We start from the raw sequence: 22,210 nt of genomic DNA, 5'->3' as shown, positions 1-22,210 counted from the left end.
TGATTTGAAAGGAGTTAATCTTATGAAAGTAACAGATTCAATCTTTAATATAGGTGTTAACGATCATAATATAGATCTATTTGAAGGGCAATATCATGTTCCTGATGGTATCTCATATAATTCATATATTATCTTTGATGATAAGATAGCTGTAATAGATTCCGTTGACGTCTCATTCTCTGAGGAATGGCTTGAGAACATGGCAAATACACTCAATGGCAGAAGACCTGATTATCTTATTGTTCTTCACATGGAACCTGATCATTCTGCAAGTATGCTTAATTTTCTCAAACATTACCCTGATACTACTATTATATCTAATAAAAAATCTTTTGAAATGATGGAGGCTTTTTATGAATTAAGTTCTCTTTGTTCAAAACCTTTTAAGAAGATAGAAATTAGCAATGGTGATTCCATATCACTTGGAAAACACTGTCTTAATTTTTTATTTGCACCTATGGTTCACTGGCCTGAAGTTATGGTTATGTATGAATCTACTGAGAAGATTCTATTCTCTGCTGACGCATTTGGACGTTTTGGTGCTATTAATACTACGTCCTCTCTTACATGGGATGATGAAGCCAGAAGATATTATATTGGCATTGTTGGTAAATATGGTACACAAGTCCAGACTCTTCTTAAAAAAGCTGCATCACTTGAGATTAATACAATATGTTCACTTCACGGACCTGTACTAACTGATAATCTTGCTCATTATATTAATCTGTATGACACTTGGTCTTCCTATCGTCCGGAATCAGAAGGTGTTCTTATTGTCTATGCATCAGTATATGGCAATACCAAAGATGCTGCCATGCTGCTTAGCACTCACATTCATAATTATGGTAAAAATGATGTTGAAGTTCTTGATCTGGCACGTTGTGATATGCATGATGCAATTGCAAAAGCTTTCAAATATAGCCAGCTTGTAATATGCAGTCTGACTTATAACGCTGATGTCTTTCCTTGCATAAAGACTTTTCTTAATGGTCTGGTTGAGAGAAATTATTCTAACCGAACTGTAGGTCTTATAGAGAATGGCTCATGGGCACCACTAGCTGCCAAGAAAATCAAGGAATCTCTTGCCGATTGTAAAAATATTACTTTTTGCGATACTGTTGTATCAATAAGATCAAGTGTTAAAAGCACTGATGCTGATGATATAAGACAGCTTGCTAAAGAATTAGTTGAATAGATAAAAATAACCGGGTAGTATGAATAAACCTAACACTACCCGGTATTTTTCTCTTATTTTTATCTTCTTTTTCTCTAATTTTTCTTATTAATTATCTTAAGTACTGCTGCATCATTATATATTCTGCATTCACGCTTACCTTTACCATTCTTGACACAATACATCTCAAGCTGGCTCGATAATTCTATAAGTGGTTGGCTCAATTCTTCTTTTTCTCCACTGTATGCACTATATAATTCCTTGCTTCCGTTATCATCGTTCATATAGAAAGTTATCTTTATAAGCGAAGAACCATCAACATTCTCTACTATTCTCTTAACACAGTATTCCGAGAACAGAAACTCTGTTATATAACATTCTTTTTCAGTAGAATAATACCATGCAATTTTATTATCAAATGTCGCATCACGAAGCTGCTTTATTATCTCATAGTATAGATCATCTTTTTTGAATATAATATTCTGGTATCTGTAATTTTGAAAATCTTTAAGTAATATCTTGACTTTCTTATTCTCATCTGACAACAGTCTGATATTAACAAATTCCTCTTTGTTCATATCTGTTGATATTGTAGCCTGATGAAGATGTGAATAATTAGTCGTATCTTTAAGAACAAAACGGTTTGTACATATATGAAGTGGCATCCTTCTTACTGCAAGCTTACCTGTCTCAGTTATTCCATAGGCGAATACTATCATATTATCTTCTCGTGAGATATAAAAATGTCTGAAACAGTATGCATTATCATCAAGTAAATCTTCTCTTCTGCATGGTGTTTTAATATCTTTCATAGAACAGACCTCCTTAAATTGACAAAAAAATTAGCTTATCTATTATATCGGTTAAAAAAGTTGTAATTTGACATTCTTTGCGCTATAATATGAAAAGTTACATATTCACTACATATATATTTAAATAAGTAGCTAAAATTTTTAAGGAGGTTAAGCCTAGGAGCTTAAAAATATGAGAAATACATACAGATTAGGAATTGATATTGGTTCCACTACAGTTAAAATTGCAATACTTGATAATGATGACAAAGTGCTTTTCTCAGATTATGAAAGACATTTTGCCAACATTCAGGAGACACTTGCTTCGCTTTTGAAAAAAGCAAAAAATAAACTTGGTGAAATGGATCTTAATCCTGTCATAACAGGATCAGGTGGTCTTTCACTTGCTAAAAGTCTTGAAGTTCCTTTCACACAGGAAGTTGTTGCTGTTGCAACTGCTCTTAATGATTATGCTCCACAGACAGATGTTGCTATTGAACTTGGTGGAGAAGATGCTAAGATTATATACTTTACTAATGGTATTGATCAGCGAATGAATGGTATCTGTGCCGGTGGTACAGGTTCTTTTATTGACCAGATGGCTTCACTTTTACAGACTGATGCCAGTGGTCTTAACGAATATGCTAAGAATTATCAGGCAATATATCCTATTGCAGCCCGTTGTGGTGTATTTGCCAAATCGGATATTCAGCCACTTATTAATGAAGGTGCTACTAAAGAAGACCTCTCTGCTTCTATATTCCAGGCAGTTGTTAATCAGACAATCAGTGGTCTTGCATGTGGTAAGCCAATTCGTGGTAACGTTGCATTCCTTGGCGGACCACTTCACTTTTTAACAGAACTTAAGAATGCTTTTGTCAGAACTCTCAATCTATCAGACGAACAGATTATTGCACCTGACAATTCACACTTATTCGCAGCAATAGGTTCTGCACTTACAAGTAAAAAAGACGTAACAGTAGATATTGATGTTATTATCGAACGTCTATCTAATACAATCAAACTTGAATTTGAAGTTGCCAGAATGGAACCTCTTTTTGAGTCTGAAGAGGCCTACAAGACATTTACCAATCGTCATAGCAAAGCCAAAGTACTTACTGATGACTTAAGTACTTATGAAGGAAACTGTTTCCTTGGTATTGATGCAGGTTCAACAACTACTAAAGTTGCTCTTGTTGGCGAAGATGGTTCATTACTATATTCTTTTTATTCAAGCAATAATGGAAGCCCTCTTGCAACTACAATAAAAGCAATTAAAGAGATCTATTCTCTTCTTCCAAAAGATGCACATATTGCATATTCATGTTCAACAGGATATGGTGAGGCACTTATCAAAGCTGCTCTTATGCTTGATGAAGGCGAAGTTGAGACTGTATCTCATTATTATGCTGCTGCTTTCTTTGATCCAACTGTTGACTGTATACTTGATATCGGTGGTCAGGATATGAAGTGTATTAAGATTAAGAATAAGACTGTTGACTCTGTTCAGCTTAATGAAGCCTGCTCTTCAGGATGTGGCTCATTCATTGAGACTTTTGCAAAATCACTCAATTATTCTATTCAGGAATTTGCAAAAGCTGCACTTTTTGCTAAACATCCAATTGACCTTGGTACACGTTGTACAGTATTTATGAATTCCAAAGTTAAACAAGCTCAAAAAGAAGGTGCAGAAGTATCTGACATCTCTGCCGGTCTTGCTTACTCAGTTATAAAAAATGCTTTATACAAAGTTATAAAAGTATCTGATCCTAAGGATCTTGGACGCAGAATTGTAGTACAGGGTGGTACATTCTATAATGATGCTGTTCTTAGAAGTTTTGAGAAAATAGCCGGTGTTGAAGTTGTAAGACCTGACATTGCAGGTATTATGGGAGCTTTTGGTGCTGCACTTGTTGCCAGAGAGAGATATGATGGTTCACACGAATCAACTATGCTTACAATTGATAAGATTAATGATCTTACTTTTGATACTAAGATGGCAAGATGTAAAGGATGTACTAATAATTGTCTTCTTACTATTAACCGTTTTAGCGGTGGTCGCCAGTTCATCACAGGTAACAGATGTGAACGTGGTCTTGGAAAAGAGAAGAATAAAGAGCATATCCCTAACCTCTTTGAATATAAGAACAAGAGATTATTCTCTTATGAACCACTTGCACCTGACGAAGCAAAAAGAGGAAGTGTTGGTATTCCAAGAGTCTTAAATATGTACGAGAACTATCCATTCTGGTTCACATTCTTTAATGAACTTGGATATAGAGTTGAACTCTCACCAGCTTCTAGCCGTAAGATATATGAACTGGGTATTGAATCAATTCCTAGTGAATCAGAATGTTATCCTGCTAAGTTAGCACATGGACATATATCATGGCTTATTAAACAGGGACTCAAATTCATCTTCTATCCTTGTGTTCCTTATGAACGTCAGGAGATTGATGGTGCTAATAATCATTATAACTGTCCAATCGTTACTTCTTATGCTGAGAATATCAAGAATAACGTAGAAGAGTTAAAAAACAACAATATTAATTTTATGAATATGTTCTTATCTTTTACTAACAAAGAGACTGTCTCAAAGAGACTTGTTGAAGAGTTTGTAAAGATGGATATTCCTGCCTCTGAGATTAAAAAAGCTGTTGATCTTGCATGGACTGAACTTAATAATTGTCGTGAAGATATTAAGAGAAAAGGTGAAGAAACTCTTAAATATATGGAAGAAACCGGAAGACATGGTATAGTACTCGCCGGCCGTCCATATCATGTTGATCCTGAGATTAATCATGGTATTCCTGAACTTATTAATTCATACGGAATAGCTGTACTATCAGAAGATTCAGTTTCTCATCTTGGCAAAGTAGATCGTCCACTTATTGTTATGGATCAGTGGATGTACCATTCAAGATTATATGCTGCTGCCAACTTTGTTAAGACGCAGCCTAACCTTGATATGATTCAGCTTAATTCATTTGGATGTGGACTTGATGCTGTTACTACTGACTGTGTTAATGATATACTCTCTGGCTCAGGTAAGATATATACAGTTCTAAAGATTGATGAAGTTAATAACCTTGGTGCTGCAAGAATAAGAATTCGTTCTCTGATATCAGCACTTAAAGTCCGTGACAAGAATCATTATACACATGAGATTGTATCTTCTGCATACAAACGTGTTGAATTCACTAAAGAGATGCGTGAGAATTATACTATTCTATGCCCTCAGATGTCACCTATACATTTCAATCTGTTACAGCCTGCTCTTAATTCATGCGGCTATAACTTTGAGATATTACAAAATACAGGTAAGTCATCAGTTGATATCGGGCTTAAATATGTTAATAATGATGCATGTTATCCTTCACTTATCGTTGTTGGTCAGATTATGGAAGCTCTATTATCAGGCAAATATGATCTTTCAAAGACTGCTATTGTTATTACACAGACAGGTGGTGGATGTCGTGCTACCAACTACATAGGATTTATAAGACGTGCTCTTGAAAAAGCCGGTCTTCCTAATATCCCTGTTCTCTCACTTAGTGCAAGTGGTATTGAGAAGAATCCTGGTTTCTCTTATACACTTCCTATGCTAAAAAAAGCAATGCAGGCTGTTGTATATGGCGATCTATTCATGAACGTTGTATATCGCACACGTCCTTATGAACAAGTTGCAGGTTCTACTGACGCATTGCACGAAAAATGGGAGAAGAAATGTATCGAATCACTTAAAGGCAAAGCATCTATGAAAGAATTCAATAAGAATTGTCGTAATATCGTTGCTGACTTTGATAAACTTCCAATAACTGATGTTAAGAAGCCAAGAGTTGGTATTGTCGGTGAGATTCTTGTAAAATTCCTTCCTGCTGCTAACAACTACCTTGTTGAACTTCTTGAATCCGAAGGTGCTGAAGCTGTTATGCCGGATCTTATGGGCTTCTTGTTATATTGTGCTAAGAATAGTGAATTCAAGTATGAATATCTTGGATTTAAGAAAAAGACAATGATTACTTCTAAAGTTGCGATTGCTTTCCTTGAAGAATTCAGAAAAGCTTCTAAAAAAGCACTTGCTGAAAGTACTCATTTTGATCCACCTTCAACAATAGATGAACTTGCTAATATGGCTGCACCTATTGTATCACTTGGTAACCAGACTGGTGAAGGATGGTTCTTAACAGGTGAGATGCTTGAACTTATTCATTCCGGTGCTAATAATATCGTATGCTGTCAGCCATTTGCCTGCCTGCCTAATCATATTGTTGGTAAAGGTGTTATCAAAGAACTTAGACATCAATATCCTGATTCTAATATCATTGCTATTGATTATGATCCGGGTGCAAGTGAAGTTAACCAGCTTAATAGAATTAAACTTATGTTATCTACTGCACAGAAGAATTTAATGAATAAAAAGTAATCTTATATAGAATTTAGAATTACTAATTCACATTAGAAATATTTTATTAAAAGCTCATAAATTGCTTTAAAAATGGGCTTTTGATAAAATAATAATTCGCTTTTAGATTTTGCTTTTTGTAAAATAATAATTCACTTTTAGAATTGGCTTTTTGTAAAATTTTAATTTGCTTTTAGAATTAGCTTTTGATAAAAAATAAAATCACATTTTCATTATATATAAATTGGTTTAAAAACCTTATTATAACGGAAATGTGATTTTTTATATAATAAATATCTTAATTAATAATCTTAGATATTCTCTATCTGCCAGTCAATTGGCTCAACTCCATTTTTTTCAAGAAATTCATTAGTCTTGCTAAAGTGCTTACAGCCAAAGAATCCTCTATATGCAGAAAGTGGACTTGGATGTGGTGCTGTAAGAATTAGATGTTTTGGATTATCCAACATCTTAATCTTACTCTGCGCAGGCTTGCCCCATAGAAGATATACTATTGGTCTGTCCTGTTCATTCACAGCTTTTATAATTGCATCGGTAAATGTCTCCCAACCTCTTCCCTGATGTGAATTAGCCTGATGTGCTCTTACTGTAAGTACTGTATTTAATAAAAGAACACCCTGATCTGCCCATTTCTTCAGATATCCATTATTAGGAATATAACATCCAAGATCTGTATTAAGCTCTTTGTAGATATTCTGAAGTGATGGTGGAATATCTTTCTGATCCGGAAGTACTGAGAAGCTAAGTCCATGTGCCTGATGATAATTATGATATGGATCCTGTCCAAGAAGTAATACTTTTACTTTACTTAATGGTGTAAAATGAAATGCATTAAATATATCATCTGCAGGTGGGTATATCTCTCTTGTACTGTATTCTTCACGCACAAAATTATATAAATCTTTATAATATGGCTTTGCAAATTCACTTTTTACTGAATCAAGCCAGTCATTAGTAATCATTGACATATCTATAGTATCTCCTGTCTGTTTTTGTAAATATAGCTATTGCAAATATTAAAAATATTAAACTTTTGATTAATCTCTAATATTTAGTAATTTAATAATATTAATAATACATAACAGTCATATTATAGTCCTTATATATATGTTATGCAAGCTATATTCTTACTGGTATTCCTTTGTTAGCAAGATAATCTTTCAGATCTTTAATCTCTAATTCTTTATAATGAAAAAGTGATGCTGCTAAGACTGCATCTGCATTACCTTTTACAAACGCATCATAAAAATGTTCTTTTCTTCCAGCTCCTCCAGAAGCTATTACAGGAATAGATACATTATCTGCTATTATCTTCGTAAGTTCAAGATCATATCCTGCCTTAGTTCCGTCTGCGTCCATGCTTGTAAGAAGTATCTCACCTGCTCCAAGTTTCTCTGCTCTCATTGCCCATTCAACTGCATCAATTCCCATATCAACTCTTCCACCATTTTTATATATGTTAAATCCGCCATCTTCTCTTCTCTTAGCATCAATGGCAACTACTACGCATTGACTTCCAAACTTCATCGCTGCTTCGCTAATAAGATTAGGATTCATTATAGCTGCTGAATTGATTGATATCTTATCAGCACCTTCTCTTAGAAGTACTCTAAAATCTTCAACTGTTCTTATTCCTCCACCAACAGTGAATGGAATAAAGAGTTTTTCTGCTACTTTTCTTACAAGCTCAACTGTTGTATTTCTATTATCAGATGATGCTGTAATATCAAGAAATACAACTTCATCTGCTCCTGCTTTATCATAAGCAGTCGCAACTTCAACCGGATCACCTGCATCTTTTATATTAACAAAATTAATTCCTTTTACAACTCGTCCATCTTTTATATCTAGACATGGGATAATTCTCTTTGTATACATATATAATCGCTCCTCATTAATCAATCTTAAATTAATCTTATTTTACAGATTTACAAAATTTTGCAATATATGTAAGCCTGTTTCACTGCTCTTCTCTGGATGAAACTGACACGCAAATATATTGCCTGATTCAACAGACGCATGTATATGTGTTCCATATTCTGTTGTTGCAGCTACTATATTCTCATCTTCTGCTTCAAGATAGTATGAATGAACAAAATATACATATTCCTGTTTTGACATTCCTCTAAATAACTTTGCACCATCTTTTATATCTATTGAATTCCATCCCATGTGTGGAATCTTGATATTATCAATTGAAGGAATCTTCTTGATTCTCCCTTTGAGAATACCAAGTCCTGTTACTCCCGGTGTCTCTTCGCTTTCTTCGAATAATAACTGTAGTCCAAGACATATCCCAAGAAATGGTATCTTCTTGTCTACAACATCATAGATCGTATTTATAAGATTATAATTATTCAATTTCTCCATAGCATCACCAAATGATCCTACACCTGGTAGTATTACTTTGTCAGAATTCATTATCACATCTTTATCTCTTGTTATAACTGTATCCTCACCTATATAATTCAATGCCTTTTCAACACTTCTTAAATTACCTGCATCATAATCAAGTATCGCTATCATATTACTGCCTGCTCCTTCCATCTGTTTGTATATCTATTCTTTTACTTACTTTCTCACATCTGCCTTATTCTCAATTATTCTATAGTAATTATTGTATTTTTAATTATTTCATTCATATTTACTTCATATATATTTGTTTTATGCATAATTACTTCATTCATAATTGTTTTATTCAGTTGCTTTAGTTTATTTTGTAATTGCTTTAGTTTGCTAATTCGCTACTTTTGCATAGTATATTTTTATCATAGATTTAATGGTTTTGCAAGATTTTTTTACATAATTATAATTATAACGAATATTTCTCTCTTGCCATAGTAAATAGTTTGTATCTCGTATTATAATAACCATTCTAGTGATTTTGCCATTATTCTCCTTCATAAGTAAATAGTTCACATCTTATGAGTAAACAGTTCATACCTTGCATGCTAACTAGGTCACAAAGCATAAAAATACCCTCATATAGGACTTTTATATTTCATTGTCCTATATGAGGGTAGCATATCAATCTCTATTACCTGAAAAAATGATATGTTTTTATATACCACTATTCAATCTTACATCATACTATTTTATATAGATTGATATTGTTGCTTCATATTGCTGTTCATCATCAATTGCACTAATCTCTTTTGCTTTATTCTCATCTATTCCATAATTCGATGAGAGTATCTCTAGTAATGACTGTTTCACACCATCTATGAGATTAGCTACACCTAACTGATTTGCTTCTTCGTATATCTCATCATATTTTGCAACACCACTAATCAAAGCTGTAAGTGCTTTTTCTTCCATCTTAAGTTCTTTGTAGTTATAGTATGATACATAATATCTTTCAAGACGATTTACCATAACTATCTGTTCATACAACTGCTTATCCTTTTCTTTTACATCTAATCCGCTTATTTCTATATATGCCTTGCTATAGTTACCTTTTTCAAAATAACTTCTAGCTTGTGTTATAGACGTATTATATGGATAGTAACTTATAAATATTTGTATTGCTACTACAACACCGGCTATAAGCAGAACAAAGAATACTACTGGCAGTGGTTTTATTGTAAGAAGTTCTGATGGATCTACAGGTTCTTTTTCTTTCTTAGGTTTTTTAGGCTTCTTCTCTTTTTTCTTCTTTTCTTTTTTAGGCTTTTTAGGTTTCTTTTCTTTCTTAGGTTTTTTCTCTTTCTTGCCTTTTTTACCCTTCTTGCCTTTTTTATCTGCATCTTCTGAATCTTTTTCTTCTGATGATGCACCTCTTTCTGGAACATCAGCTAATTCATCTGCATCAATACCTAGTCCACCAAGCTCATTAAGAAGGCTATCTGCATCAGATACTTTTGGTGTATCTCCAAATACATCCATTCCATCAAGTCCAAGCAGATCTGAATTATCAGTTGATACATCATTACTATCTGTGTCTCCTAATATGCTATCTGCCAAACCTGATATTTCATCACTATTGCCTGCACCATTCTCCTGTGGTTCTTCTTTTTCTTCATTAGCATCCTTATCTGCTTTCTTTTTAAACAGCTTTGAGAATAAGCCTTTTTTCTCTTTCTTCTTAGTACCTTTTGCATTATCAAGTTCAACATTATTCTCGTCTGCTTTCACTTTTTTATCATCAGATTTTTTATTCTTGGCATTCTCTTTTCTGTCTGGTATTGCTTCAAGTTCATCTTCAAGTCCTGTTATATCTACATTATCATAATCAATATCTGATATACTATCTGTATTGCCATGAGTATCTTCATCAAATGACAACATATCATCAAACTCATCCCAATTAAGAGCCTCATCCTCTCCATTAGAATCCTCTGATATAGTATCAGTTTCGTTATTATCATTATCTAATGTATCTGCCGGTTCAGTATTATTGTTATCTGATATACTGTCTGTATTATCGTCATCTGATATACTATCTGTATTATCATCATCTGATATACTGTCTGTCTCATTGTCACTACTTGATATATCTTCCGAAACATTATCTGATTCATTAATACCATCAATATCCGATTGATTAATACTATCAAACATATTGTCTAATTCATTATTATCAAGTATATCTTCTAATCCACTATCTGATACCTCTTGTGCTTCCGATTCTTCTACTATATCTGTATGACTATCTGCGTTGTCTTTCATCTGTGATATATCATCTTCTTCTGTCTGACTATCTAATTCTATGTTATTATCTGATATATCGCTCTCTGACTCAGCAGTATCTTGAATCTCTGTTTCAGCCAAATTCTCTAATGGTCTGCTCTCCGGCTCAATATTATCCTGAATTTCTGTTTCAGCCAGATTCTCTGATGGTCTGCTCTCCGGCTCAATATTATCCTGAATCTCTGTTTCGGTCAAATTCTCTGATAGTCCACTCTCCGGCTTCGCAGTATCTTGATTGCCAGTTTCTAAAGTATCATTTGATAATTCATCTTCTGATTGATTATCCATTCCTATCTCATCATCTGATATATCATCTGGCAATCCAACATTATCCGATTCATCATCTGTTCCTGGTTCATCATTCTGTACAGAATCCGTATTCTCCTGTAATGCCATATCATCATAACTCTCAGTATTATTAACACCACCAGTTTCTTCTTCATCTTGAGCTATATCAGATATTGTATCTAATTCGTCCGATAATATTCCATCTGGCACTTCATTCTCTAATGATTCCTCTAACGTTCCATCCGGTGCTTCATTCTCAGATGCTTCTGCTAATGTTCCATCCGGTGCTTCATTCTCTAATGATTCTTCTAATGTTTTATCCGGTGCTTCATTCTCTAATGATTCTTCTAATGTTTTATCAGGTGTTACATTCTCAGATGGTTCTGCTGGTATATCATCCATTGTATATGAAGCACTGCTTACTTCATGCTGTGACATCAGATCGTCAAAACTCATATCTCCATATATAGACTGCAGATCATCTTCTTTTATCTCTTTTGCTTCTGATGAAAAATCAATATTTGCCATCTCTGAATTATCATTATCATCAGTATTGCCACTTTTTAATGCAGCATTAAGCAGACTATCTAGATAATCTTCTGTATTTTTGTCTTTATCAGCCAACTTTCTCACCTCAATTTTTCTGTGTTTTCGCACACTACTACAGATGATATATCGTCAGCCTTTTGTTATTTCTCAATATTTATTGATATAATCAATTGAATTCATCTTAATACTTTCAGCTTTTTCATTGATTTCTTCAGTTAATTGCCAGAATTTTTCATTAATTCTGTACATATATGCTTTATTATTTATCATAACTACTTTTTCAAATGCCCAACGTATAACTGTCGGATATGTAAAATCAGTTCCAAGCTCAAGTATAACTACTTTACGATTAAGTGTTCTTGACAACCATGTTCCATAGTTTTTCCAACTATCCATATATCCTTCTTCGTTATATTTGTCTGCTTTCACAATATTCTTAACATATTGACCGCCACATACAGGACATGTACTATCTTTGTTTACTTCGTCTTCTGATTTTATAACGCCTGTACATCCATTCTCGCATTGATATCTTCTAATACTTCCACAGGGTGCTGTAATCTGCTCTTTTTTCAAATCTGAATCGAATATTATATCATCATAACATGTTGTTACTATATAATAGTTCTTATCTTTTAATATGTCAGCTAGTTTATTATAAGCCTCTAGTATGGTATTCTCCATTCCTTCTTGTGCTTTCCACTCACTGCCAATTCCAACAAGTACATAATCTGCCTGTTCTATCTCATTTTTTATATCTCTCATCATTTACTCCTTCTTTGCAAAAAAAGATTACACTTTAACGCTCATATAATATGTGCAGATTAAAGTGCAATCTCTATTATAATAAATATTTTTAAAAATGTATATATATATATCACGAACTTGTAATATTTTTTTATTTCACCAATATGTGAACCATATAGGAATCTTAATCTTTGGTACTTCTTTTCTTTAAAAAATTCTTAATTATAGTATTTCTTCTTTAAAAAGATTCTTAATCACAGTACTCCTTGCTTATAAAAGGTCTTAATCAGAGTACTTTCCACTTATAAAAACTCGTAATCACAGTACTACCCACTTATAAAGCTCTTAATCAGAGTACTTTCCACTTATAAAGGTGATATAGCCACATTATAATATACTTACTACTCATTATAATGCAGTAACTTATCTATCTCATTAACCAATTTACCTATCTCAGGTTTTGAAAGCTGAATATCTGCTCCAAGCTGCTCACCTTTTCTTCTCATCTCTTCATTAACAAGTGATGAAAAGATTATCAAAGGTATACTTTTCAATACATCATCAGATTTAACCAATTTTGTTAGTCTATGACCATCCATAAGTGGCATCTCTATATCTGTAATTATACATTTTACTTTATCTAATACTGTTCCTTCTTCTTTCAACCTTACAAGTTCTTCCCATAATTCCTTACCATTAGGAAAAGCTGATACATTAGTATATCCTGAATTAGCAAGTGAGTCTTTTATAAGTTTCATAAGAAGTGTAGAGTCTTCCGATATAAATATCGGTGTATCATTTCGTGTACGTTCACCAAGAGCCTTAATATCGGATACTTTAAGACCTGTCTCTGGACTAATATCAGATACAATCTTTTCGAAATCAAGAATAACTATAATTCTTCCATCAAGTTTAATTATACCTGTTGCAACACTGCTCTCTGCAGAACTAATAGTCTGATCAGGTGTTATTATGTCTGCCCATGACACTCTATGTATACCAACTACTTTGTGAACATGAAATGCAACATTAAGAGTATTAAAATTAGTTACAATAAACATATCTTTTGTAAAATCTTCTGAATCCGGATAACTAAGTACTCTCGCCAGATTAATAACTGTTATCATCATATCTCTTGGCATAAAAATTCCTTCTATTGAAGGATTAGCATTAGGAATTGGTGTTACCGGCTGTGATGTAAGTATTTCTTTTACTTTAGCAACATTAATCCCATAATTATTGTTTCCTACTGTAAATTCTAAAACTTCTAATTCATTTGTACCATTCTCCAACAAAATGTTAGTTTCCATATAATACCATACCTCCTAAAATTAAGGCTTTTTCTCATCTTTCAATGGCTTTCAGCCGTTTCATAACTTTTATTTCGGCATAGTATGCGTTTTTTTTGATATTATACTTCGTTTTTTATATTAGGATATTTTTACCAATTTAGAATTTCAAATATTCTCTGTATAGACACTATATATATGTTCAGAATATTCTACTTTCTATATAATCTTTTCTATATTATTTTTCCTCTTTAATATCAAACATACTATCAAGAAGTTTTTTACCTGTATCGGTTTTAAATATTTTACTTCTAACGCTGTTAATAGCTTCCTTACTCATACCGTCTTCATAGATATTAACTAAAAAATCAGCTTCGACTAAAATCTGATAATCCAACCCTGTTATATTATCATACGTATGATGATGTCCAATAAGATACATCGTTCTCTCTATCAGTCCTTCATCGTACTCTAACTTTGATAACATATCTTTTGCAATCGCCGGTCCTTCAAGCTCCTGATATTTGCCTGCACTGCTTCCATATTTTTCTTCACTTACTTTTATTCCAATGTCATGAGTTATTGTAGCTACATCAATTATATTATACATCCTGCTATCTACTTTCTCTTTAGATGCAATAATCTTACCAAAAGCATTCACCTTAAGAAAATGATTAATTCGCTTTGGATCTCCTGCATAATATCTAACCATTGCCAGAATTAATTCATTATTTTCATCCATTTTTCTTACTCCTTTTATCTTTTTTAACTATATAATTAAAAAGCGATATAATGTAAATTCCATTATACCGCTTTGTATCTAATAATTAATTGTTATTTAATATAGAACGAATCTTATTGATAATCATTGATAATGCAACTTCATTCTGTCCGCCTTCTGGAATAATTATATCTGCATATCTCTTTGAAGGTTCAACAAACTGCTCATGCATAGGTTTTACTGTATTCTGATATTGTATTATAACCGAATCCAAATCACGCCCTCTTTCTTTTACATCTCTTAGGATACGTCTGATAAGACGCACGTCTGCGTCTGTATCAACATATATCTTAATATCCATTAGATCTAAAAGTTCTTTGTTCTCAAATATAAGTATTCCTTCAAGAATAATTACTTTTGCCGGATTAACTTTTATTGTCTTATCAGATCTGTTATGAATAGTAAAATCATAGTCTGGTCTATCTATGGCATTACCATCTTTCAGACTCTTAATATCACGAATCAGTCTATCAGTTTCAAAAGCATTAGGATGATCATAATTAAGAAGCTTTCTCTCTTCGTATGACATATCATCATGGCTCTTATAATAATAGTCATGTGATATAAGTTCTACTGAACTTCCAAATTCTTTTTTCAGTCTCGCTGCAACTGTAGTCTTACCAGATGCGGAACCGCCCGCAACTCCGATTACAATAACATCTTTCATAATTAAATCTCCTTCTATCTTGCGCCCTTATCGTATGGAATACCTTCTGCTTTAGGAGCTTGGGAATTCTTAGAAGTAAATACAAGTACAATTAAAGTCGCAATATATGGTGTCATCTTGTAAAAATAACTTGGGATTCCAAGATCAACAAGTATAGGAATTCCTGAATAACTTGCTGCTATTGTCTTCATTAATCCAAAGAAGAATGAAGCAAAAAGTATTCTTATTGGTTTCCACTGTCCAAAGATAAGTACTGCTATTGCAAGGAAACCATAACCTGCAACAGTAGCATTGAAATTAGTTGATGTTGGAACAACAAATACTAATCCACCAATTCCACCTAAAGCACCTGATATAATAACACCTGCATATTGCATTCTATATACATTAACACCAACAGAGTCTGCTGCCTGAGGATGCTCACCACATGCTCTAAGTCTAAGACCAAAACGTGTCTTATATAATGCATATGTTGCGACAGCAAGTATTACAAAACCTATATATGTTGTAATATATGCATTCTTAAATAGCATATCGCCAATTACCGGTATATCACCAAGAATAGGAACTCTTGCAATTCTAAATGTATTAGTAAACTGTACCTGCTGTACATGTTCCGGCTGTACAATTCTGGCTGTGAATATTGCAAAAGCCGGTGCAAACATATTAAGTGCTGTACCACTTATAGTCTGATCTGCTTTCATATTGATTGAAGCATAAGCATGTAATAATGAAAATACAATTCCTACTACTGCAGATATAAGAATTGCAAGAATAAGCTGTAACTGTCCACTCATTGTTCCATCAGTAAACTTTAAGAACAATGTTCCTGCAAAAGCACCCATTAACATAATACCTTCCATAGCAATGTTAATAATACCGCTTCGTTCTGAATACATTGCACCAAGTGCTACTATTAATAAAGGAATGGAGAATAACATCATCTGCTGAACAACAAAATATACAACGCTCATCATTTATTACCTCCTTCTTTTGATTCGGCTTTTAATTCTTTTTTCACTTTTATCTTAGCTATTACATTCTTAACAAATAATGAGAATGCACTGAAGTATATTATAACTGCAATAATAATATCAATAATCTCTGTTGAGAATGAATATAACTGAAGATAGAATCCACCAGTTGTAATATATGCTATGAATAATCCTGCAAATAATACACCAATTGGATTAGACAGACCTAATAATGCTACTGAAATACCTGTGAATCCTTCATCACAAAGGACGTCAACAACTTCAATATATTTACCTGTACCACTTAAGTATATCATTCCACCTGCAAGTCCTGAAAGTGCACCTGCTATCATCATTGATAATATAATGCTCTTCTTCTCATTAATACCAGCATAACGGCTTGCGTCTCTATTAAGACCTACTGCTTTTAATTCGAATCCAAATGTTGTCTTAGTTAATATAATATATATAATAATTACAACTATTATGGCAATTATTATACCTACATTGGCACTTGAACCTGCGAATATCTTATCAAGCCCTGCTTTTGGCAGATTAGCTGTTGATGCAACCGGTTTTGACTGGTTACGCATATTATCAAAGATTGCCGGTGTCTTCTTAACCATATAATTGACAAAATACATACCTATATAATTCATCATAATACATGATATAACTTCACTTACATTAAATACAGCTTTAAAAAGGCCTGGAATTATAGCCCATAGTGCACCTGCAACAGCACTTGCAAGAAGTGCTACAAGCCAATGAACACCACCAAGTGATTTGCACATTATACCTACTGTTACACTTGCAAATGCACCTACAATAACCTGTCCTGAAGCACCGATATTGAACAGACCTGTTTTAAATGCAAATGCCACTGACAGACCTGTAAGAATTATTGGAGTTGCCTGATATAATACATCTCCTAATCCTTTTGTTCCATGTGTTAATGCACCTGTAAGAATTGTTACAAATCCACCTACTGCTTCATTTGGACAACTTATTAAAAGAATTATAAATCCAACTATAAGACCAACTATAATAGCAAATATTGAGGAAATAACTCCGACAGAGCCATTACCTGATTTTTTATCTTTTACTTTTTCAGCACTCATGTCCGTTATTTTTCTCCTTTCTTAGAACCTGCCATATACAGACCAAGTTCCTTAATAGATACTTTCTTAGGATCAACTTCTGCAACTATCTCACCTTCATAAATAACAAGAATTCTGTCACTTAGATTCATAACTTCATCAAGTTCAAGTGAGACAAGTAAAACAGCTGAACCATTATCTCTTTGTTCTACAAGCTGCTTATGAATGAATTCTATCGCACCAACATCAAGTCCTCTTGTTGGCTGTACAGCTAGAAGAAGATCATGTTTTTTAGTAATCTCTCTTGCAACAATTGCTTTCTGCTGATTACCACCGGACATACTTCTACATTTCGTAATTATTCCCTGCCCACTTCTGATATCAAATTTATCAATAAGTTTTTCGGCATATTTATTAATACTATCTTTTTTCAAAAATCCTGCTTTTGAGAATTCATCTGTAAAATATTCCTGTAAAACTATATTCTCAGCTAGAGTATAATCAAGAACAAGTCCATGTTTATGTCTATCTTCCGGAATATGTGACATACCATGTGTATTTCTATATCTTATTGATTTGTTAGTAAAGTCTTCTCCATTAAGAAATACTTTTCCTGAATCAATTGGCATAAGCCCTGTTATCGCCTGTACTAACTCAGTCTGTCCATTACCATCAATACCGGCTATACATACAATCTCACCTTTTCGTACATTAAATGAAATATTATTAATAAGATTCTTTGTATGTCCCTGCTTTTTATTCTTAATTACAAGATTGTCAACTTCAAGAATAGTATCTGTTGGTTTGGCTTCGCCTTTCTCAACAACAAGATTAACTTTACGGCCAACCATCATCTCTGACATTGCCTCTTTGTCAGTAGTCTTAACATCTACTGTTCCAATATATTTTCCTCGTCTTAGAACTGAACATCTGTCTGCAACTGCTTTGATCTCATTAAGCTTATGTGTAATGAATATAATTGACTTGCCTTCATCTGCAAGACCTTTCATTACTTTCATAAGTTCATCAATCTCTTGTGGTGTAAGTACTGCAGTAGGTTCATCAAAAATAAGGATATCATTATCTCTGTATAGCATCTTAAGTATCTCAACACGCTGCTGCATACCAACTGTTATATCCGAAATAAGTGCATCTGGATCAACTGCAAGATTATACTTGTTACTAAGTGCAATAACTTTTTCTCTTGCTTCTTTCATCTGAAGTTTTCCACCTTTTACAGTTTCAATACCAAGCACGATATTCTGAAGAACTGTAAAATTATGAACCAACTTAAAATGCTGATGAACCATTCCTATACCGAGTTCATTAGCATCTAAAGGTCCATTAATTTTAACTTCTTTACCTTTAATCTTAATTATACCTTTTTCAGGCTGGTAAAGACCGAATAATACACTCATCAAAGTTGATTTTCCTGCACCATTTTCGCCAAGAAGTGCATGAATCTCACCTTTTTTTACCTGAAGTGTAATATTATCGTTAGCAATAATACCTGGAAATTCTTTTGTAATTCCAAGCATCTCAATAATGTAATCCACTTAGGATTCCTCCCTTGCTTTTTATTCTTTTTTATAGTGCCGTTAAAAAGGAGATGCTATAAAGCATCTCCTTAATTACACATCTTAAAATATGTATCAGTTAGTACGAATGCTCACACACTCCATTGTAACTAATAATTTATTATAAGTCAAACTAATAATAATTACTTGTAACTACTTTTACATAGCTTATCAAAACTATTCAACAACAACAACTTTTACATGTTTTGTTTCAATGCCTGTAACTTCTTTTGTTACATCATTGTCAATCTTAACTTCACCGCTCTTAACTTTTGCATAGATGTCTTCGTATGTCTTCTCATCAAATTTTTTGAATTTTGATGAATCCATTGGAAGACCTACACCATCTACTGATGCATCATATGTTACTGTTTCTCCACCTTTGAATTCATCCTCAAAGTATGATTTAACACCATCATATACTGCATTTGAAAGTAATTTCATTGCTGATGTAACTACTGAATCTGATTCTGATGACTGGTCAACGTCAACACCTATCATAACTGCATTAGCATCTTCTGCTGCTGACATAATAGAGTTACCAATTCCGCCACCGCATCCAAAGATTACTTCTGTACCTGACTGATACCATGCTGCTGCTGCTGAAGCAACTTCTGGAGATGCTGTAAATGTACCTGTGTAGTTATATTTTAATTCTACTGAATCAATTCCTAATTCTTCACATGCGTAATCAGCACCCTGAATATATCCATATCCATAACGCATAACTGCTGGTAATGCTAAACCACCCATGAATCCAAGCTTTGTATATCCGTCATAAACTGCTGCATAACCTGCTAAGAAACCTGCCTGATCTTCTTCGAATAAGATAGGTAATGTATTCTCTGCTGTTTTATATGTACCTGAACCGTCATTAGGCTCACCATCGATTAAGATGAACTTTGTATCAGGATATTCTGTCTGTAAATCATATACAGCCTGTTCAAATAAATATCCAGGACAAACTACAACTTTAGCGCCACCTTCGATAGCAAGTTTCATTGTATCTTCGTAAGCTACAGTTGTCTTCTCAACTGGTTTGTAATACTTGTATGATACACCCTTTTCTTCACCATACTTTTCTACGCCTTCCCAAGCACCCTGATTGAATGACTTGTCATCAATTGTACCAATATCTGTTACTAATGCAACTTCATATCCGTCTGCTGATTCTTCATTCTTAGAATCTGCTGATGTTGTTGTGTCATTGCTCTTTGATGAGTCATTACCACTGTTACTGTTAGAACTTCCACATGCTGTAAAAGCCATTGTAGTTGCTAATGCTGCAGCGAGTACACTTGTTAAACGATTTCTTTTCATTTTTTCTTCCTCCTTAGTTTCCGGTAGTCTCTAACTCCGGAAATATAGCAAAATAATTACTTGTCTATAATACTATCATGATCATGATTTGACAAGATTTTTTTTAGAAAATTTTAAAATTTCTAAAATAAGTAAGTATTTTATTGCTTTTTCATTCTTTTCTTCATCTCATACATCTTTGCATCAGCCCTTTTTATCATCGTATCAAATTCACGGTCTGTATCAACGTCAAATACTGCATCTCCATAAGCTATAACTATTGGATATTCAGATTTAGAATTGACAAGTTGTGATACTTTATCCATCTTCTCACAACATCTGTCATATACTCTTTGTGTACTGTCAAGCATAATAACTTCGAATTCATCACCACCAATTCTATAACATGTTCCTTCATTCCTAAATGCTTCACTTATTATCCTTGCTGCAGCTATTATAAGTTTGTCACCAGCCATATGACCGTATGTATCATTTGTATGTTTTAGATTGTTAACATCAAAGCCAACGATTCTTATATCACCATATCTGCTTGCAGGAAGTTCTCTGAGATCTCTGTCAAATGCAGCTCTGTTCTTAACGCCTGTTAACAGATCAGTATATGCTATCTGTTCTAATGCCTTTGCTTCATTACCAAGTTGTGCCATCGTAAAAAGATTGTTAAGTGTATAAAGTGCATATATACAGATGTATAGAATAAGTGCAAGTCTTACAAAGCCTGCATTATCATCACATACTGCTTTATAGTATCTGATCAAATCAATGATTATTGCCATTACCATAATGCCAGATGCCAATCCAATAACTATTTTTTTACCTACTTTTTCTTCTTTTATAAACGCTCTTATATTGTTATATGCTGTAATAAATACTGTAATTATAAGTACAATATGTGTAAAAATTATTATATTCTGGTAATCTGTAATTCTTCCAACATATAATGCCATACTTACAATATAGACAATAACATTCATAATTCCAACTGCATTTATAACTTTTGAATTGTTGTCTGGCGAACTTTCTTTTATATATAATAGCATAGGTAATGGTATAAGTGTAAATGATGTATATCGTATAATTGCCGAAATATTTGGGTTTTTAAAAATAAAATCAATATACGAAGTCTCTGTAAATGACCATATTGCTGTAACTAATGAAATCAGACCAATGTACATCAGTTCTCTACCATTTAAAAGATACTTTTTAAATACAATATAACATACAATTATTATTATGCCTATTATTACAAGTATTACAGATGTAAATGCATTAAACAAATCTCCCATTATAAGAGTCATTATACACTCAGCTTCTGTTCCTTCATATACGTCATTAATCTTTAATGTATCGCCAGGTGTATTAACATAAAAAACAATATCCAGTTTATCTCTTGAAAAACTTCTTCCAACATTAACTATATGACACCTTGATGCCGGAGATTTCCCTGCGAATATATTATCGTCTTCACCGTATGAATATACAATTCGCTCATTAACATATACTTTAACTTTACATTTAGCTGTTCTAAACAAAATAAATGAATCCTGTCCATTACTCGCTTTAAGTGTTGCAGCTATATGAACCATACCATTCTCATCAGACGTAAGTGTCACCGGCATAGTTATAATGTTAGTATCATTAATATCTCTTACCTGATACCATCCACTATCTATTTTTTCAGCCTGCATTTCAGACTCACCAATAGCATCTTTCGATGTCGTGGTTGCTGCACATATCCATAATATAATTGCGCTTATAGCCAAAAGCACAAAAATTCTATATATTTGATTTTCTGAGCTTAACTTCATAATCTTACCTCGGTTTTAATCTATTTTTATTCA

16 protein-coding genes are annotated in these 22,210 nt (G+C 33.2%); 2 read left to right on the top strand and 14 right to left on the bottom strand.

The genetic code is table 11. The features are described from left to right. The first annotated feature begins 22 nt into the window (after nt 1-22). Complete coding sequence (locus KQI85_RS13675; protein ID WP_216576635.1) at nt 23-1,195, top strand: FprA family A-type flavoprotein; 1,173 nt, start codon at nt 23-25, stop codon at nt 1,193-1,195. Nucleotides 1,196-1,269: 74 nt separating this feature from the next. Here the strand turns inward: KQI85_RS13675 and KQI85_RS13670 are convergent, their stop codons facing one another. Continuing rightward, on the bottom strand, nt 1,270-1,986 hold the full coding sequence (locus KQI85_RS13670) for a hypothetical protein (RefSeq protein WP_216576634.1): 717 nt from the start codon (nt 1,984-1,986) through the stop codon (nt 1,270-1,272). 172 nt (nt 1,987-2,158) lie between these two features. On the opposite strand from KQI85_RS13670, the gene KQI85_RS13665 reads away from it, so the two are divergent. Further along, nucleotides 2,159-6,391, top strand: coding sequence for a 2-hydroxyacyl-CoA dehydratase (locus KQI85_RS13665; protein WP_216576633.1), 4,233 nt, complete (start codon nt 2,159-2,161; stop codon nt 6,389-6,391). Between the two features lie 290 nt (nt 6,392-6,681). Here the strand turns inward: KQI85_RS13665 and KQI85_RS13660 are convergent, their stop codons facing one another. The 13 genes from KQI85_RS13660 to KQI85_RS13600 all read right to left on the bottom strand — a co-directional run bounded on the left by KQI85_RS13660 (nt 6,682) and on the right by KQI85_RS13600 (nt 22,177). Then, on the bottom strand, nt 6,682-7,359 hold the full coding sequence (locus KQI85_RS13660) for a uracil-DNA glycosylase (protein ID WP_216576632.1): 678 nt from the start codon (nt 7,357-7,359) through the stop codon (nt 6,682-6,684). A 151-nt stretch (nt 7,360-7,510) separates the two neighbouring features. Then, entirely contained in the window at nt 7,511-8,269 is a 759-nt protein-coding gene (gene hisF / locus KQI85_RS13655) for an imidazole glycerol phosphate synthase subunit HisF (RefSeq protein WP_216576631.1), read from the bottom strand. A 42-nt stretch (nt 8,270-8,311) separates the two neighbouring features. After that, the gene (gene hisH / locus KQI85_RS13650) at nt 8,312-8,917 is read right to left on the bottom strand and encodes an imidazole glycerol phosphate synthase subunit HisH (protein WP_216576630.1); all 606 of its coding nucleotides are present in this window, start codon (nt 8,915-8,917) and stop codon (nt 8,312-8,314) included. Nucleotides 8,918-9,481: 564 nt separating this feature from the next. Beyond that, the gene (locus tag KQI85_RS13645; RefSeq protein WP_216576629.1) at nt 9,482-11,992 is read right to left on the bottom strand and encodes a hypothetical protein; all 2,511 of its coding nucleotides are present in this window, start codon (nt 11,990-11,992) and stop codon (nt 9,482-9,484) included. Between the two features lie 72 nt (nt 11,993-12,064). After that, nucleotides 12,065-12,682, bottom strand: a complete 618-nt coding sequence (locus KQI85_RS13640; RefSeq protein ID WP_253293904.1) for a hypothetical protein — start codon at nt 12,680-12,682, stop codon at nt 12,065-12,067. Between the two features lie 383 nt (nt 12,683-13,065). After that, the gene (locus tag KQI85_RS13635) at nt 13,066-13,974 is read right to left on the bottom strand and encodes a chemotaxis protein (protein WP_216576627.1); all 909 of its coding nucleotides are present in this window, start codon (nt 13,972-13,974) and stop codon (nt 13,066-13,068) included. A gap of 217 nt (nt 13,975-14,191) precedes the next feature. Next, nucleotides 14,192-14,695 carry a phosphohydrolase gene (locus KQI85_RS13630; RefSeq protein ID WP_216576626.1) on the bottom strand — a complete coding sequence of 168 codons (504 nt, stop codon included), beginning with the start codon at nt 14,693-14,695 and terminating at the stop codon, nt 14,192-14,194. 85 nt (nt 14,696-14,780) lie between these two features. Then, a complete protein-coding gene (udk, locus tag KQI85_RS13625; RefSeq protein WP_216576625.1) occupies nt 14,781-15,401 on the bottom strand; it encodes a uridine kinase in 621 nt (206 codons plus the stop codon). 14 nt (nt 15,402-15,415) lie between these two features. Next, the gene (locus tag KQI85_RS13620) at nt 15,416-16,375 is read right to left on the bottom strand and encodes an ABC transporter permease (RefSeq protein WP_216576641.1); all 960 of its coding nucleotides are present in this window, start codon (nt 16,373-16,375) and stop codon (nt 15,416-15,418) included. Further along, nucleotides 16,375-17,496: an ABC transporter permease gene (locus KQI85_RS13615; protein ID WP_216576624.1), complete on the bottom strand. Its 1,122-nt coding sequence runs from the start codon at nt 17,494-17,496 to the stop codon at nt 16,375-16,377. Before KQI85_RS13615 ends, KQI85_RS13620 begins: the two co-directional genes overlap by 1 nt. Before the next feature lie 5 nt (nt 17,497-17,501). Next, the gene (locus KQI85_RS13610) at nt 17,502-19,013 is read right to left on the bottom strand and encodes an ABC transporter ATP-binding protein (protein ID WP_253293906.1); all 1,512 of its coding nucleotides are present in this window, start codon (nt 19,011-19,013) and stop codon (nt 17,502-17,504) included. Between the two features lie 216 nt (nt 19,014-19,229). Next, nucleotides 19,230-20,372 carry a BMP family protein gene (locus KQI85_RS13605; protein WP_216576622.1) on the bottom strand — a complete coding sequence of 381 codons (1,143 nt, stop codon included), beginning with the start codon at nt 20,370-20,372 and terminating at the stop codon, nt 19,230-19,232. A gap of 140 nt (nt 20,373-20,512) precedes the next feature. Further along, a complete protein-coding gene (locus KQI85_RS13600; protein ID WP_216576621.1) occupies nt 20,513-22,177 on the bottom strand; it encodes a GGDEF domain-containing protein in 1,665 nt (554 codons plus the stop codon). Between the last annotated feature and the right edge of the window lie 33 nt (nt 22,178-22,210).

It is taken from the genome of Falcatimonas sp. MSJ-15, assembly GCF_018918265.1.
GTDB lineage: Bacteria > Bacillota > Clostridia > Lachnospirales > Lachnospiraceae > Falcatimonas.
This window is presented reverse-complemented; position numbering and strand designations above follow the sequence as displayed.

Coding starts and splice junctions, on each gene's coding strand:
- KQI85_RS13675 (WP_216576635.1), top strand. CDS start 23: ATGAAAGTAACAGATTCAATCTTTAATATAGGTGTTAACGATCATAAT.
- KQI85_RS13670 (WP_216576634.1), bottom strand. CDS start 1,986: ATGAAAGATATTAAAACACCATGCAGAAGAGAAGATTTACTTGATGAT.
- KQI85_RS13665 (WP_216576633.1), top strand. CDS start 2,159: ATGAGAAATACATACAGATTAGGAATTGATATTGGTTCCACTACAGTT.
- KQI85_RS13660 (WP_216576632.1), bottom strand. CDS start 7,359: ATGTCAATGATTACTAATGACTGGCTTGATTCAGTAAAAAGTGAATTT.
- hisF (WP_216576631.1), bottom strand. CDS start 8,269: ATGTATACAAAGAGAATTATCCCATGTCTAGATATAAAAGATGGACGA.
- hisH (WP_216576630.1), bottom strand. CDS start 8,917: ATGATAGCGATACTTGATTATGATGCAGGTAATTTAAGAAGTGTTGAA.
- KQI85_RS13640 (WP_253293904.1), bottom strand. CDS start 12,682: ATGAGAGATATAAAAAATGAGATAGAACAGGCAGATTATGTACTTGTT.
- KQI85_RS13635 (WP_216576627.1), bottom strand. CDS start 13,974: ATGGAAACTAACATTTTGTTGGAGAATGGTACAAATGAATTAGAAGTT.
- KQI85_RS13630 (WP_216576626.1), bottom strand. CDS start 14,695: ATGGATGAAAATAATGAATTAATTCTGGCAATGGTTAGATATTATGCA.
- udk (WP_216576625.1), bottom strand. CDS start 15,401: ATGAAAGATGTTATTGTAATCGGAGTTGCGGGCGGTTCCGCATCTGGT.
- KQI85_RS13620 (WP_216576641.1), bottom strand. CDS start 16,375: ATGAGCGTTGTATATTTTGTTGTTCAGCAGATGATGTTATTCTCCATT.
- KQI85_RS13615 (WP_216576624.1), bottom strand. CDS start 17,496: ATGAGTGCTGAAAAAGTAAAAGATAAAAAATCAGGTAATGGCTCTGTC.
- KQI85_RS13610 (WP_253293906.1), bottom strand. CDS start 19,013: ATGCTTGGAATTACAAAAGAATTTCCAGGTATTATTGCTAACGATAAT.
- KQI85_RS13605 (WP_216576622.1), bottom strand. CDS start 20,372: ATGAAAAGAAATCGTTTAACAAGTGTACTCGCTGCAGCATTAGCAACT.
- KQI85_RS13600 (WP_216576621.1), bottom strand. CDS start 22,177: ATGAAGTTAAGCTCAGAAAATCAAATATATAGAATTTTTGTGCTTTTG.